9 protein-coding genes are annotated in these 15,626 nt (G+C 65.2%); 4 read left to right on the plus strand and 5 right to left on the minus strand.

Going from position 1 to position 15,626, the window contains the following annotated elements; translation table 11 throughout:
* Positions 1 to 37: 37 nt before the first annotated feature.
* From pbpC to FAZ98_RS17180, 3 genes are all read right to left on the minus strand, one after another.
* Entirely contained in the window at positions 38 to 2,266 is a 2,229-nt protein-coding gene (gene pbpC / locus FAZ98_RS17170) for a penicillin-binding protein 1C (RefSeq protein WP_158952506.1), read from the minus strand.
* Positions 2,263 to 8,328 (minus strand): alpha-2-macroglobulin family protein, encoded by a 6,066-nt coding sequence (locus FAZ98_RS17175; RefSeq protein WP_158952507.1) that lies wholly within the window; start codon positions 8,326 to 8,328, stop codon positions 2,263 to 2,265. The genes pbpC and FAZ98_RS17175 overlap by 4 nt, the downstream gene beginning before the upstream one ends.
* Before the next feature lie 404 nt (positions 8,329 to 8,732).
* Positions 8,733 to 9,062: a DUF4148 domain-containing protein gene (locus FAZ98_RS17180; RefSeq protein WP_158952508.1), complete on the minus strand. Its 330-nt coding sequence runs from the start codon at positions 9,060 to 9,062 to the stop codon at positions 8,733 to 8,735.
* Between the two features lie 253 nt (positions 9,063 to 9,315).
* On the opposite strand from FAZ98_RS17180, the gene FAZ98_RS17185 reads away from it, so the two are divergent.
* Together FAZ98_RS17185 and FAZ98_RS17190 are read left to right on the plus strand one after the other, a co-directional pair.
* Positions 9,316 to 10,710: a selenium-binding family protein gene (locus tag FAZ98_RS17185; RefSeq protein WP_158952509.1), complete on the plus strand. Its 1,395-nt coding sequence runs from the start codon at positions 9,316 to 9,318 to the stop codon at positions 10,708 to 10,710.
* Positions 10,711 to 10,733: 23 nt separating this feature from the next.
* Positions 10,734 to 11,399, plus strand: coding sequence for a hypothetical protein (locus tag FAZ98_RS17190; protein ID WP_158952510.1), 666 nt, complete (start codon positions 10,734 to 10,736; stop codon positions 11,397 to 11,399).
* 15 nt (positions 11,400 to 11,414) lie between these two features.
* Here FAZ98_RS17190 and FAZ98_RS17195 read toward each other — a convergent pair whose 3' ends face one another.
* On the minus strand, positions 11,415 to 12,275 hold the full coding sequence (locus tag FAZ98_RS17195; RefSeq protein WP_158952511.1) for an oxidoreductase: 861 nt from the start codon (positions 12,273 to 12,275) through the stop codon (positions 11,415 to 11,417).
* Positions 12,276 to 12,555: 280 nt separating this feature from the next.
* On the opposite strand from FAZ98_RS17195, the gene FAZ98_RS17200 reads away from it, so the two are divergent.
* On the plus strand, positions 12,556 to 13,410 hold the full coding sequence (locus tag FAZ98_RS17200) for an NADPH-dependent oxidoreductase (RefSeq protein WP_158952512.1): 855 nt from the start codon (positions 12,556 to 12,558) through the stop codon (positions 13,408 to 13,410).
* A gap of 36 nt (positions 13,411 to 13,446) precedes the next feature.
* On the plus strand, positions 13,447 to 14,358 hold the full coding sequence (locus FAZ98_RS17205; RefSeq protein WP_158952513.1) for a ketopantoate reductase family protein: 912 nt from the start codon (positions 13,447 to 13,449) through the stop codon (positions 14,356 to 14,358).
* Here the strand turns inward: FAZ98_RS17205 and FAZ98_RS17210 are convergent.
* A complete protein-coding gene (locus FAZ98_RS17210) occupies positions 14,355 to 15,548 on the minus strand; it encodes an L-dopachrome tautomerase-related protein (RefSeq protein WP_158952514.1) in 1,194 nt (397 codons plus the stop codon). The genes FAZ98_RS17205 and FAZ98_RS17210 overlap by 4 nt on opposite strands.
* Positions 15,549 to 15,626 lie beyond the last annotated feature (78 nt).

Consider the following 15,626-nt stretch of genomic DNA (forward strand, 5'->3'; position numbering starts at 1 on the left):
GGTCCGCGGTAACGTCCGCCGTAACGAGCGATCGGATTTAGCGCGCCGTCACACCGTTTTGCCCGGCGTCGGCGCGCATTGACGTTGGCTTCGCCATCGCGCCGCGCACCTCGAAGCGCACCGTGTCGGTGACCGTGCCCTTCGCATCGACGAGTTCGAGCCGATGCTTGCCCGGCCACGGCAACCACGCCACGCGCGCGCCGCCGTTAAGCGGTTTGCCGTCGAGACGCCAGTTCACACGCGTACTCGAACCGTTGGCGCGTTCGAACCACACGCGCTGGCGCGGCGCGGGAATGTCGGGGTCGAGCGCGAAAATCGTGCCGTCCACCGGACTGCCGATTTGCGCGGGACCGCGCGCGAGATCGGCCGCGTTCGACGCAAGACCCACTTGCGGCGTGGCCGTGCCCTTCAGGAACCACTCGTCGCGTGCGGGCTCGACCGAACCGGCGAACGTCACGCGCACGTGCTCGACGCCGGGCGGCGCAACCGGCGCCACGCTCGGCACGCGCCGATGCAGATAGCCCACCACGGCCGCCCACACGGGCGCCGCGCCGCTCACGCCCGAGACGTCCCACATCGGCGAACCGTCCGCGTTGCCGACCCACACGCCTACCGTGTAGCGCGACGTGAAGCCCACGGTCCAGTTGTCGCGCATGTCCTTGCTCGTGCCGGTTTTCACGGCGGAAAACATGCGCGTGGCGAGCGGGCTGTCGAAGTCGAACGTGCGCGTACGCGCGTTGTTGTCGGCGATGACATCGGTGACGATGAAGGCCGCCTCGCGGCTGAAAATGCGTTTTGCGGGGGGATGTACCGCGTTTTTGGCGGCGGGCACCTCCACCACCGGCGTGGCTACGCCGCCGTTCGCCAGCGCGCGATACGCGTTCGTGAGCGACACCAGCGTGACGTCGGCACTGCCGAGCGCGAGACTATAGCCGTAGTAATCGCCGCTTTGCGTGAGCGGCAAACCGAGCGACGTGAGCGTATTGGCAAAGCGATGCGGCGTGACCATCACGAGCGTGCGCACGGCCGGCACGTTGAGCGACGACCCCAGCGAAGTCCGCACGCTAACCCAGCCCTTGAACCCTTTGTCGTAGTTCTGCGGCATGTAGAGGCCGCCGCCCGCCGCGAGATCGAGCGGCGCGTCGTCGAGCAACGAGGCCGTGGTGACACGGCGCTCGTCGATGGCTTCGGCATACAGAAACGGCTTGAGTGTCGAGCCCGCCTGGCGCAGCGCGAGTGCCGCATCCACTTCGCGCGCCTTCGACAAGCCGCCCGACGACCCGACCCACGCGCGCACTTCGCCCGTCGCGTTGTCGAGCACGATCACGGCGCCATCCTGCACGTTGCGCGGATGCGCGCGCGCATTGAGTTCGATGAGCGTGCGCGTGAGCGTGTCGCGCGCGAAGCGTTGCAGGTTCGCATCGAGCGTAGAAGGCACGCGTTGCCCCGGCGCGGGATGCACGAGATTCGCGATATGACGCGCGTAATGTGGCGCGAGTTGGGGCGAGCTTTCGCTGCGAGTGTCGAACGAGGTGTCGAGCGACGAGGCCGGGCGCGCGAACGCGAGTTGCACGAATGCATCGAGATTCGTGCAGCCGTTCGCGGCATTCATGTCGCGCAGAATGCGGCACGCACGCGTGACGACCTTCGGCCACGACGCATTGGGCGCGCGAACCAGCGCTGCCGCCACGGCTGATTCGCGCGCGTCGAGACCGGAAGGCGTCTTGCCGAACAACGTTTGCGACAACGCCGAAAGCCCGATCATCTCGCCGCGAAACGGCACGAGATTCAGATACCCCTCGAGTATCTGGTCCTTGCGCCAGCTTCGCTCGAGCCGCAACGCATCCACGGCTTGCACCGCTTTTTGCGCGATCGAGCGCTGGCCAGAATGGCGCGGATCGTCGTCGAGCAAACCCGTGAGTTGCATCGTTACGGTAGAGGCGCCGCGCGTGCGCGTATTCCAGAGGTTCGCCCATGCCGCGCCCGCCGCGCCGCGCCAGTCCACGCCGCTGTGCTCGTAGAATCGTTTGTCCTCCGAAACAACGATCGCTTCGCGTAAGGCCGGCGAGACGTCGGCGAGCGCGACCCAATCGCCGCGTCGCGCCGTGCGCTCGATGCGCGTGCGTTGCAACGGCGTGCCGTCGCGCGCGAGCAGCACCCAGTCGGAGCTTTGCCATTGCGCGCGCACTGTGTCGAAGGTCGGCAACGCGAGCGCCGTGAGCGGCATCGCCATGACGCCAACGGCAATGAGGCGGCGCACGTTCATGATGCCTGCGCCACGGGCTTCACAACCATCGGCGCATTCGGCGTCACGCCGAACGTGGCCGGCGCGTAGAGCGCCTCCACGCGCGTGGGCGGCAAACCGAACGTGCCCACGTTGTTGAGCCGCACCGTGTATTCCACCGAGACCTTGCCCTTCGGCAAATACTCGTAATACGCGCGATAGCCGTCGAAGCCGCGTTCGACGAAGGTCGGCCATTGCCCCTCTTCGTCGTGCTTCTCGCCTGCCGTTGCCGCCGCCGAATCGCGCCCGAGTCCCGAGCCGAGGATGGTCGCGCCCGCCGGAATGGGATCGTTGACGACCACCCAGGTCATGTCGGTTTGCGCGTCGATGTCGAGATGCACGCGCACCACGTCGCCTCGCGAGTACACGCCCTTCACGGCCGGATCGACCGGCGTGATGGTTTTGGTCACGCGATAGCCCGCCGCGAACGGCGCGCGCAATGCCACGGCCGCGAGGCTTTCGATGGTCGCCCACGGTTTACCGGTACCGTCCTGCGTGAGCGAGAGCGTGGTCGCGGTCTTTTGCGCAGGCCACGCGAGCAGCGTGCTGCGGGCGGGCACGATACGCGTGGCGGGCGTGGCGCTCGCCGCGGAAGCCGACGCGGCCGCCGGCACCGGCGCATTCCAGTCGACCGTGCGCGAGGTATCGCCGAACTGGATTTTCGTTGCGCCCGCAACAGGATCGCGTTCGAACGCCCGCGAGAACCGCTCGACCGCGAGCGAGCCGTAGACGTTCGCCGTGGTCGTGCCCCAAGCGCCGTTGTGCTGAAGCGCGAGCAAGCCCGTGACGAGGCGCGGCATGTCGTCCTTCCAGGCGGGATCGTCCACGAAAGCGAGCGCGAGACGCGCCGCATTCACTTCGGTCCCCGTCATGAGCCACCACAAGTTGTCCTGCGAGGCGGTGGAGAACGTGAGCTGCGTGCCCTGATACGTGAGACGCGCACGCAGAATCTGCTGCACCTGCGCGAGCTTCGCGTCGCGATCGGGCACGTCGTGCACGCGCGAGAGTATGCCCGCATAGTCGATCACGGCCGAAGTCGGCCACTGATTCGGCGCGATCTCGATCGAACCGAGCTGACGCGCGTTCGCCGCCCCATAACGCGAGAGCGCGTCGATGGCGGCCAGCTTGCGCAGATCGAGATCGCGTTGCGGCGCCCACGTATTGCGCTCGATACGGCCTTCGACAAAGCGCGTGAGACCGTCGACCATCTTGTCGCGCATGGCGTCGGCGAGCGCGAAATGCGCGTCGAGTTTCGAGGCTTCGTCGGTGACCGTGAGCAGATACGCGGTGAGCGTGGGGCTGCCGTGATTGCCGCTGTCGTCGCTCGGCGGGAAGTAGTTCGCGAGGCCGTCGCGGTCGAGATAGACCGGCATGCGCGCGAGCGTAGTCTGCCAGCGCGCCGAATCACGCAAACCGATCGCGATCGACGTTTGCTGTTCGAGGCACGAGTACGGATAACGCTCGAACCAGCGGCGCACGCCGGGCAAACCGTTCGCGAGCTTCGGTTGCAGCGAAACCGCGATGCCGCCGCGCACTGCGCCGGCTTGCGTAACGCTCGCATTCGCCGGCGGCGCAACGGGAACCGCGAGCGTGCCGTCCACCTGCGCGAGCGTGGCTTGCTGCACTGTCACGGGAAGGGCCGCCGTGACCTGTTGTGCGAGCTTCACCGCGTCGCTTGCGTGAGCGCCGCCTTGCTCGGCCGCGCTCACGTTCCAGACGAGCGCGGGGCGTTCGGCTTCGGCGAGATTGTCGGGCACGGCCACATTCCACGCGACTTCTCGCGAGGCATTGGGCGCGAGATCGACCGTTTGCGGGTCGAGCGAGAGCGGCGGCACGTTGGGCGTAACCACGACCTTCATCGTGCGCGGCGTGGTGTTGCGCAGCGTGAATTGCGCGCGGAACGTGTCGCCTTCGCGCACGAGCGGCGGCAGGCCGGAGATCACCTGGAGATCCTGCGTGCTTTCGATGCTGGCGCTGCCCGTGCCGAACCGTTCGGTGCCGCTCGCGGCCACGGCAACGATGCGGAACCGCGTGATCGAGTCGTTGAGCGGCACGTCCACCTGTGCCATGCCCTTCGCGTCGAGCGTCACGCGCGGGTTCCAGTAGAGCAAGGTGTCGAACAATTCACGCGTGGCGCCATGGCCCCCGCCGCCGCCCGCTGGCACGGCCTTGCGCCCGAAGTGGCGGCGCCCGACGATTTCCATCTGCGCCGTGGAGGTCTCCACGCCATACGCACGCTGTTGCAGCATCGCGTCGAGCAGATTCCAGCTTTGGTTCGGCATCAGTTCGAGCAAGGCTTCGTCCACTGCCGCCACGGCGATCTGCGTACCGGCCGGTACGGGCTTGCCGTCAGGTAGTTGCACGCGCAACGACACGTGCGATTTTCCACGCACCGTATAGCGCTTCGCATCCGGTGTCACGCTCACGTTCAACTGATGCGCCGCGTCGCCCACGCGAATTTGCGCCAGTCCATAACGATAAGCGGGCTTCGAGAGATCGACGAGCGGTGTGGGCGCCTCGTATTGGCGCCCTTCGTACCAGAACGCGCGCGCCCATTCGAGCGGCGCTTTCCAGCCCCACGTGAAGAACGAATACCACGGCACTTCGTGAATGCGTCCGCGCAATGCCAGCACCGAGACATACACGTTCGGCCCCCACGTGTCGCTCACCTTGAGCTCGACCGTTGGATCCTTGCCGTCGAGTTGCACCACGTGGGTTTCGATGATGCCCTCGCGCTCCACGGCCACCAGCGCGGTAGCGAAGCGGAACGGCATGCGCACCTGGAAGCGCGCCGTTTCGCCCGGCTCGTAGTGAGTTTTTTCGGGCAATACGTCGATACGGTCGGTGTTTTCGCTGCCGAACCAGAGTTCGTCTTCGCGCGTGACCCAGATCGAAGTCGTGGCCGTTGCCGCGTGCCCGTCGCCATCGTGAGCCGTCGCCACGAGATCGATATTGCCGGCCTCCTTGAGCTTCGCGTCGCAAGTGAGCAAACCGTGGTCGTCGCTCGTGCCGCTGCACAGCGTGCCGAGGTCCTTCGTTTCCGTGTGGTTGTCGTAGGCGTAGAAACCGCCCACCATGCGCTTGCGCGACGTGGTCGTGATCTTCGCGATGCCGCGCACGTCGAGCTTCACGCCCGCGCGCGGCTTGCCTTGCAGATCGAGCGCGAGCGCCGTGACCGGCACCGACTTGCCCACCGATACCCAGCGCCCCGACTTCACGCCCGCGATCACGGCCGCGGGCCACAGCGTGGCCGCGCCGCTGATGGTTTGCACCTCGCCGTTCGGATCGGCGAAGGTCGCCTCGAGCGAGAGACGTTTGGGCGCGTTCACCGCAGGCAGATTCTTCAGCGTGAGCGCGCCGGCGCCGCTGCGGTCCAGCGTGAGCGGTTCCTTGTCGGCGACGAGCTTCGCCATTTCGTTGTCTTCCTGCGGCGAGTTGTCGTCTTCGTCGCTGGCGTTGTCGCCCTTGCTCGACGGCACGTAGGGCGTGAAGCTGAAATCGCCGAACGTATCCGCGAAAGCCGGCGACGTGTCCTTCACGAGCGCCGAGACCTGCACCGGCAGATTCGAAGCCGCGCCGCCCGACACATAATCGATCTGCACCGACACCGGCGCCTGCGTGGCGGCCACCAACGGCGAGGCCTTTGCGTTGCGCACCGCGATCGTGCCCTTGAGCACCGGCAGGCGGAACGCTTCCACGCGGAAGCTGCCGCTTTCGTAGTTCATGTGCAGCGCGCCGCTGTCCGTGGAATCGGCGTCATCGCCGTCGTTCGAATCGCTCGCGTCATTCGTATCGCCCGAGGCACTCGCGCTCGCGTCGCCGTCGTCGAGCGTCACGTCGTATTCGCCCAGCTTCGCTTCGGGCGGCAGCTTGAAGGTCGTGTCGGCGGTGTGATCGGCGGCCCACTTGAGCGGGAAATGCCAGGTCTGGCCGCTACCCGAGTGACGGATCGTGACACGCGTGGGATACTGCCGCGGAAACGCAAAACCGTGCATGGTCTGCGCGCGGATGAAATGCTTCATCGACACGGTCTCGCCCGCGCGCAACAACGTGCGGTCGAATACCGTATGCGCGATCATGGTCGGCTCCACGCTCGTGTCGGTGGGCACGTTGAAGCGCCACGCTTCGATACCGCGATTCCAGTCCGATTGCACGAACGCCATGTCGGGACCCGTTTTCGGATCGTCAATGCGCGCGGAAACGAACAGGCCGCTGTAGCTGTTGTCGCCCGTGCAATCGCGGCGGCTCGAAAGCGGTCCGCCGATCGTCAGGAGTCCGTGTGAATCGGTTTTTCCCGAGGCGATCATCTCGCCGTTGCAGTCGGAAACATGCACGTCGGCATTCGGCACGGGCTCGCCCTTGTCGAGCGTCGTGACCCACACCACGCTGTTTTCGCGGCCTTGCTTGAAATGCACGCCGAGGTTGGTGACGAGTACCGCCGTGCGCACGTACATGGGCGCGGGCTTGCCCAGCAGCGAAGCGCCCAGTCGCGGCGAAGCGAGTTCGATCACGTAGAAGCCGGGCTTCGGCACCGGAATGCCCACCACTTCGAACGGCCGCAGCGCTTTCGGATCGGCTTTCGGCAAGGCCAGCGTTTCCACGCCGCGTTGACCGTCGAGCAAAGACAGCGAACGCACGTCGATGATGCGGTCCTTCGGCGCTTCCTCGCCTTGCGGCGGAGGAATCACGACCGGCGACTTCGCGCGTTTGACGAGACCGGGCACGAGCTTGTCGATTTGCGATTCGCTCATGCCGTAGTTGTCGAACTGATCGACGAGACGCATCCAGCGACGCATGTCGACATCCGACTGCACGGCAAGTTTCGCGAACTTCGCCTCGCCCGCATTCAGGCCAGCGACGTGCAGATCGGCTTCCACGTTGCGCAGGGTGACGGGCACGAGCGGCGGCGTGCCGGGCTCCGCATAGCGCTCGATGATGCCGAACGTCGACGACGGAAACTTCGCGAGCGGCGGCATCGGCGCGGTGGCGGTGCGCAGCGGAAACAGGTCGGCATTCGCGAGTGCGCGGCCGCTGACGTCCTTGAGGCCGGCGGGCGCCTGAATCGTGAGCGTCGCACGTTCGGGCAGCGGCGCGGCGAACGTAACCGCGCTGACTTCGGCGTCCTTATCGTCTTTATCGAAAGTGGGAGCGATGTCGCCGTTCGGCCCTTGCAGGCGGAACTTCCCGGCGTCTGCACGCGCGATGGGGGCGCTCAGATCGACGCGCACGGGGCGCAGTGGCGTGCACGGCGCCTTCGCGTTTTCGCGCTCGCAGCTCATGCTGGCCGAGAACGGTTCGCGCACGTGGAAATCGAAGCGGCGTTCGACCTCGTTGGGCGTGCCGTTCACGCCTTTCACGCCCTTGCCGTACACCAGCTGCATCTTCGCGCTCGACGGCAAGGTCTGCTGGCACATGAGCGTGAGCACGCGGGCGCTGTCTTTCTCCAGGCCGAAGTGTTTGAGCAACGCGGCGCGCGCGGGCGTGTCCACGGGTTGCACGGGAATGCGGTTGCCCAGACCGCCCGATTCGCACCACACGTGTTCGCCTACGGAGTCGGGCGTGGCCGGGCCATTGAGCCGCAGCACGAAGGTCTGATGCTCTTCGATTTCGCCGCCATAGGGCTGAACGCTCACGGGAAACGGGCCGCCCGTGGAGAACGCGTAGCGGTGCGCGCCTGTGACCGCGTTACCCGATTGCGACTTGAGGCCGTCGTTGAGCGTAACGCCGCATTGCGTGTCGGACGGTAAGTCGTGCGTGAAATCGTAGGCCCAGGTCTTTTCGTCGATCCAGCGGCCTTGTCCCGCACCGGCCGCGGCGGGATTGCATTGCACGCGCGCCGGATCTTTCGCGTCGGGCGCGCCGAAGGCCACCATGGCCTCGTCGAACTTGATGACCACTTGACGCGCCTGCGTGACCGTGCCCTGCGGCGAGACGCTGAGCGTGCGCGCGGCGTCGGCGCGCCATGTTCCCGATACATACAACGCAAGCGCCGCGAGTAGCGCCAACGTCCACCCACCGCGTATTCTTCGAATGATTCGTTGCATCGACGATCCCTGTTTTATTATGCGTTTTCCCGCAGCGTTCTTGTGTACTTCGGCGCGGCGAGCGGTATGGTACAGCGCGGTTCGAACCCACGCGTCGAGAGTGCGCGCGCGAGCGCAGGCGCACAGCATGCCTTGACCTGCGCCTGCGCCCTATCGGACAGTGCTGAAACTGAGCTGCATCGAAGAGATCGGGGAATGCGGGGGGAATGGGTACTTGGCTGGCGCGCGGGAAGTCGCCGGTCGTAATTTCCACACGTTTGCCAACATTGAATAAGCGCCGCCGGACTCATGCATAGCGGCTTCTATTTGCCACCTCCAGTTCGAAGCCGCAATAAAATCTTGTCGTTTCGGCAATAAAAAAACCCGCGTTATTCACGCGGGTTTTTTGCTGACTATCAAAGCGATTAATGCGCGTTATAGACCGGCGGCGAGTAGCTGCTCACTGCGCCATCCGAACCGCTTTGCGACGAGCCATTCGTGGACGGACCATAACCGCTCGTTTGCGCGCCAGCGAGATTGTTCTGCGCATTCACGCGCGCTTCCGCACGTTGAATGTCTTCCGGATAGTATTGGTCGTTCTGGTAGGGCCGATAACCCGCCGCTTCGAGTTGCGCGAGTTCGGCGCGCACCTGTGCGCGGGTCACGGGACCGTTGGTGCCTTGCGCTTGAGCGAACGACACGGCGGGAACGGCGAGTACGGCAGCAATGGCAACAGCCTTGATGAGCGATTTCATGATGTACCTCCAATAACTTGATTGAATCGGTGCAGCGTTTTTTCCTGCTCCGTTGATGACAAGTCTAGGAAGGTAGAGCGCCAGGATAAATGGCGAGAACACGAATTCACTGTTTTCGCAAAACGGATAATCGCGTTCACGCATAAGCTTCTCACCAAAAGGAATATGGAACACGTGTGCAACGCACTGTTCCGCTTTGGCGCATGATGATGACTCTTGCCGACATCGTCGGGATCATCCAGAGGGGGCAGCAATGGCAACGTGGAAACCCGATCCGACCTTTTATCCTTCCGCGCGCATGGCGGGCGAAGCGCCACCCGAAACGCTTGCGTATGTTGCCAGTTTCGATCCCACGCGGCAGGTCCCCGATTCACTGGACGTAGTCGATCTCGACCCGCGCTCGCCGGAATTCGGGCGCATCGTGCACCGGCTGCCCATGCCGAACCTCGGCGACGAACTGCATCACTTCGGCTGGAACGCGTGCAGCTCGCATCTGTGCCCCAATGCCCCGCATGCCCATACCGAACGGCGCTATCTGGTGGTGCCCGGTTTGCGATCGTCACGCATTCATATCGTCGATACGAAACCCGACGCGCGGCGCCCGCAAATCGTGCGCGTGCATGAGCCGGAAACCGTTGCCCAGCGCGCGGGTTACACGCGCCCTCATACGGTGCATTGCGGGCCAGATGGCATTTACGTCACCGCGCTCGGCAATGCGCAAGGCGAAGCGCCCGGCGGCATCTTCCTCATGGACCACGAGAGTTTCGACATACTCGGGCAATGGGAAATCGAACGCGGACCACAACAACTCGCATATGACGGCTGGTGGCACCTCGGCTACGACACGCTGGTCACGAGCGAATGGGGCTTGCCGTCCACCTTCGAAAACGGCCTCGTGCCGGAAGTGCTATTGAGTGGGCAATATGGGCATCGGCTGCACTTCTGGGACCTGCATACGCGACAGCACAAACAGGTCCTCGATTTCGGCGCCGAAAATCAACTCGTCTTCGAATTGCGTCCCGCGCACAATCCCACCCGCCCCTACGGGTTCGTCAATTCCGTGATCAGTTTGAAGGACCTTTCCGCGTCGATCTGGCAGTGGTATCTCGACGGCGACCAGTGGGCCGCGCGCAAGATCATCGAGATTCCCGCCGAGCCCGCCGATCCGGAAACGCTACCGCTCATGCTCAAGGGCTTCGCGGCCGTGCCGCCGCTGGTGACCGATATCGCGCTCTCACTCGACGACCGCTTTCTCTACGTGGCGTGCTGGGGCACCGGCGACATGCGCCAATACGATGTTTCGGATCCCGAACATCCTCGCTTGACGGGCTGCGTGCGTATCGGCGGCATTGCGGCGCGTGCAGCGCATCCGTTCGCGCCGGAACGCGCGTTGAACGGCGGCCCGCAAATGGTCGAAGTGAGTCGCGACGGCCGGCGCGTGTATTTCACCAACTCACTCTACGGCGCCATCGACGGTCAGTTCTATCCCGAGGGTATCGACGGCTGGATGGTCAAACTCGACGCGCAGGAAAACGGCGGCCTCGACTTCGACGAACGTTTCTTTGTCGACTGGCCGAAGTCGCATCGGCCGCATCAAATACGGCTGGAAGGCGGCGACTGCTCGTCCGATTCCTACTGCTATCCCTAACGCCCGGCGCGCGGGAGAGTCGCATGAACGCGCTATTCGGGCTTCTCGACGCGCATTGGGGCGCGTGGGCGGCCGTGGCCGGGAGCGGGGTATTTCACGGCGTGAATCCGGCCATGGGTTGGCTCTTCGCGACCGCGCTCGGTTTGCAGCGCGGCAGTCGTCGCGCATTGCTGCTCGCATTGCCGCCTATCGCGCTCGGGCACGCGGCCTCGATCCTGTTGTTCACGAGTTCGGCTGCCGCGATCAGTGCGTATGTGCCGGGTGTGGCAATGCACTGGGCTCTGGGCGCGCTGCTGATCGGCTGGGCCGCCTGGCAGCATGCGTACGGCCACCGGCATCGTGTGCGCGTGGGCATGACCGTGGGCTTCGCGGGGCTCGCCGCATGGTCCGCGTTGATGGCAACCCTGCATGGCGCCGGCCTCATGCTGATGCCCGTCATGTTGCCGTTGTGCGGCACGCCTGGCCCGGGTGGATCCGGCAGTGTGGATGGCGCGAGCCATACGCTTGCGGTATCGCTCGCCTTCACCGTGCTGCACACGCTCGCGACGCTCGCCACCACGGCCGCGATTGCGTTGCTCGCCTATGAGTACCTCGGTCTCGGCGTGCTGCGGCGCGGCTGGATCAACTTCGACTGGCTGTGGCGCGGCGCATTGGTGGCGACCGGCACGTTGATGATCGCCACCGCGTAGAACCTGAAACCCGCCTCAGGTTTGCGCCGGAAAATCGGCGCCGACGCTCGTATCGCGCCACGTGTCGATATCGGCGAGCGCCGCACGCAAACGGTTCGCCACCGCGTCCACGCCAAACGCACCCAGCACGAGATGACGCGGCGGATTCTCGACCTCGGTGATGCGGATCATCGCCAGCGCCGCACGCTTCGGATCGCCCGCCTGCTTGCCGCTATTGCCCGCGGTCTGCTTCATGCGCGCCCCGACGGTATCGGCGTAATCGGCGATCTGGCTCGGCGTCTGCACGAGCGAGCGGCCCGCCCAGTCCGTGCGGAACGGCCCCGGCTCGACGCAGGTCACGTGGATGCCGAGCGGACCGACTTCGGCCAGCAGGGCATCGGAGAAGCCTTCCACCGCATGCTTCGAGGCCGAATAGTAGCCCGAGCCCTGGAAGCCCACGAGGCCGGCCACCGAGGTGATGTTGATGACGAAACCCTTGTGGCGTGCGCGCATGCCGGGCAGCACCGCGCGTGTCATGGCGAAGAGACCGAACACGTTGGCGTCGAACTGCGCGCGGATCTTGTCTTCCTCGCCCTCTTCGATGGAGCTTTGATAACCGTAACCGGCGTTGTTGACGAGCACGTCGATCGCGCCGAACTGCTTTTGCGCGGCGTCGACCGCCGCTGCGATCTGCGCGGAATCGGTTACGTCGAGCGAGACGCGTAGCAGGCGGTCGCCGGCCTCGGGTGCGAGATCGTCGAGCGACGCCTTGTTGCGAGCAGTCGCGACGCAACGCCAGCCGCGTTCGAGCACGGCAAGCACGAGTTCGCGGCCGAAACCGGTCGAACAACCGGTCACGAACCACACCGGCGACGCATTGTTTGAATCGGCAGACATGGAATAACCTCGCGGATAAGTGGCAAGCCAATGGCAGACGGTGCTGCCGGAAGCAACCACGGTGCCTGAAAAAACGGGAAAACCGCAACGACCGAAAGACAAGTGAAGGCGCCGAAGATCGCAACGCGGCGCGCCCGTTCATGATAGCGGCCGCGCGCAAATCTCGCTGACGCCTGCGCCAAACGCGCCGGCCATGTACCATACGCCGCTTGGCGCGGCATTCGCCGCCACTCGATCCCACCTCGACAACACAATCGCCACTCGCCGGAGAGAATTACCGATGTCCACCGCCACCGCGCCCGCCAGTTCCACCGCTCACGCCGACGCCCTGCGCGCCCTCGAAGCGCGTTACGGTACGCCGTGGTCCGCCCCGCTGCCCGCATGGAACGAAACGCTCGATTCGCTCCTCGCACATCGTTCGGTGCGCAATTACGCCGACCGGCCGCTTCCCGAAGGCACGCTCGAAACGCTGATCGCGGCCGCGCAGTCCGCCTCGACATCGTCGAATCTTCAGACGTGGAGCGTGGTCGCAATCGAAGATCCCGAGCGCAAGGCGCGTCTGGCCGCGCTCGCCGCCAATCAGTCGCAGGTGCGCGAGGCGCCGCTCTTTCTCGTGTGGCTCGCCGACCTCTCACGCCTCGAAGCCGCGGGGCAACGCACCGACACGAGCATCGAAGGCCTGCATTATCTGGAGACGCTGGTCGTCGGCATGATCGACGCTGCGCTGGCCGCACAAAACGCCGTGGTCGCGCTCGAATCGCTCGGGATGAGCGCGGTGTATATCGGCGCGATTCGCAATCGCCCCGAACAGGTTGCCGCCGAACTCGGGCTGCCGCCGCGCGTGATGCCGGTGTTCGGCATGTGCGTGGGCTATCCGGACGAAACGCGTCCCGCCGCAATCAAGCCGCGTTTGCCGCAACCGGTCGTGCTGCATCGCGAACAATACAACGTGCCTTCGCAAGTCGGCGAGATTGCTCAGTATGACGAAGTCACGCGCGCGTTCCAGACGAGCCAGGGACAAAGCGCGGCGGGCTGGACCGCGCGTTCGCTGGCGCGCTGGCGCAGCGCCGAGTCGCTGCATGGCCGCGATCGTCTGCGCGATGCGCTCAACGCGCTCGGCTTCGAATTGCGCTGAGCGCCGTCGCTTGCTTAACCGAACCGGAGAAGAGCTATGAAAGTTGCCGTCATGGGCGCGGGCGCGGTGGGCTGCTTTTACGGCGGCATGCTGGCGCGCGCGGGTCACGATGTCGTGCTGATCGGCCGCCCGCAGCACGTGGACGCAATCGCGCGCGAAGGCTTGCGCCTCGAAGCCCAGCAGTTCGACGAGCGCATCGGCGCGCCGCATCTCACGGCGGGCACCGAAGCCTCGGCAATCAGCGGCGCGCAACTCGTGCTGTTCTGCGTGAAGTCCACCGACACCGAAAGCGCGGGCGCGTCGATCAAGCCGTTTCTTGGCGCCGACACGCTCGTACTCACGCTGCAAAACGGTGTCGATAACGCCGATCGCTTACGCGGTGTCATTGCCAACGACGTGGCCGCCGCCGTGGTCTACGTTGCCACGGAAATGGCGGGACCGGGCCACGTGCGCCACCACGGCCGCGGCGAACTCGTGATCGAGCCGTCGCGCTCGAGCGAGTCCGTTGCGCACGCACTCATCGCCGCGGGTGTGCCTACGGAGATTTCGCCCAACGTGCGCGGCGCGTTGTGGGCCAAGCTGATCGTGAATTGCGCGTACAACGCGCTCTCCGCGATCACGCAGCTACCGTACGGCCGCCTGGTTCAGGGCGCGGGCGTCAACGCGGTGATGCAGGACGTGTTCGACGAATGCGTGGCCGTCGCGCAGGCCGACGGCGTGACGCTGCCGCCCGAGATTCACGGCGCCATCGAACGCATCGCGCAAACCATGCCGGGCCAATATTCGTCCACGGCACAGGACGTCGCGCGTGGCAAGCGCAGCGAGATCGATCACCTGAACGGCTATGTCGTGCAACGCGGCGCGGCGCTCGGCGTGAAAACCCCGGCGAACCGCTTGCTGCAAACGCTCGTGCGTCTGGTCGAAGACAAGGCGCACGGCGCGATCTAACCGGCAAATAGCCCTGCGGGCTGCGGGGGCAGCTTCACCCGGAAGATCGTGAAGCGCCCCTTGCGCGGATAGCCGTTGGAAAAGTTATCGAGCTCGTGCAGGTGCGAATCGGCGAAGTAGAGATAATCGTTCTGGAGTGCGAAGCCATCGGCCCACGACACCACAGTGGGTTCGTTGACGAGCGTGCGCTGGTCGAGCGTGGCTTTGCCGTTGCGCTCCTTCACCGTGAACGCCACCACCGTGCGGTTCTCCAGATCGCCACCGTATAACGTGCCGTCCGGTCCCATCAGCAAGCCGCCCGTGAGCGCGTGTTCGCCAAGATCCTGCACGCGTTGTGCGAGCGCCTGGGGCGCAAGAGTTTCGTCGATCAGCGCCGCCACCGGCACGCGCCAGTAGTGATGATCCGTGAGCGGCCGGTAATAGACCCAGTCGCGTTGTGGCGAAATCGCAATGCCGTCCGTTTGCAGCACGAGCACGCCGCCGTCGGACTTGCGCGCGACGCGATCGCCGAACATGAGATGCTCGCGCGGATCGGACACGCTGGAGCGATCGCCCGCCAGCAGCAGCCGCGCCTTGCCGTTGCTCAGCTGCGTGACGACGATACCGCCTTGATTGCCCGCGTTGCTGATGAACGCATAACCGTGCGCGAGATCGATGCGCACGTCGTTGATCGAATCCTTCGGCGTGACGACCTGCTCGAACGTGTACACCCGTACGACTTCGCGTCTGTCGATATCGAATTGCACGAGCTTGGGCGGTTGTACGGTTTGATCGACGGAGGGCAAGGACGAATCCAGCGCCCACAGGCGGTCGCGTTCGTCCACCCAGAGCGCCTGCAGCGAAATCCACTGACGCTCGCCCGATTTACCGGGCTTGTAGGTATTCCAGTCGGAGTCGGGAAACGGCGTGACGTTGCCGGTGCGCGGGTCCACTTCCACGAGGCTGTAGCGCGAACGTTTCGCCGACGAAGGGGCCGTAGCGAACACGCGGCCCGAACGCGTGACGCCAATGCCGACCAGCCGAAAATCGTCACCGAAGCTCGCAACCGTTTCGAGTTTCGAAGCGGCGTGCGCGGTCTCGGGCGTGGCGGCCAGCAGCGAAGAAGGCCGCACCAGGGTGCTGAGCAATCCCGCGCCCAGTGTCGCGATTACGCGCCGCCGCATCGGCGGTTGGAAGGTATCGGCTCGCATGCTGCCTCCTCAAGAGCGGCCTTATCAGTGTAGAACCGAGGCCGGCAGCATGCAAAGCGAATGGCGTGCCCGGAGTTT

It is taken from the genome of Paraburkholderia acidisoli (genome assembly GCF_009789675.1).
Classification (GTDB): Bacteria; Pseudomonadota; Gammaproteobacteria; order Burkholderiales; family Burkholderiaceae; genus Paraburkholderia; species Paraburkholderia acidisoli.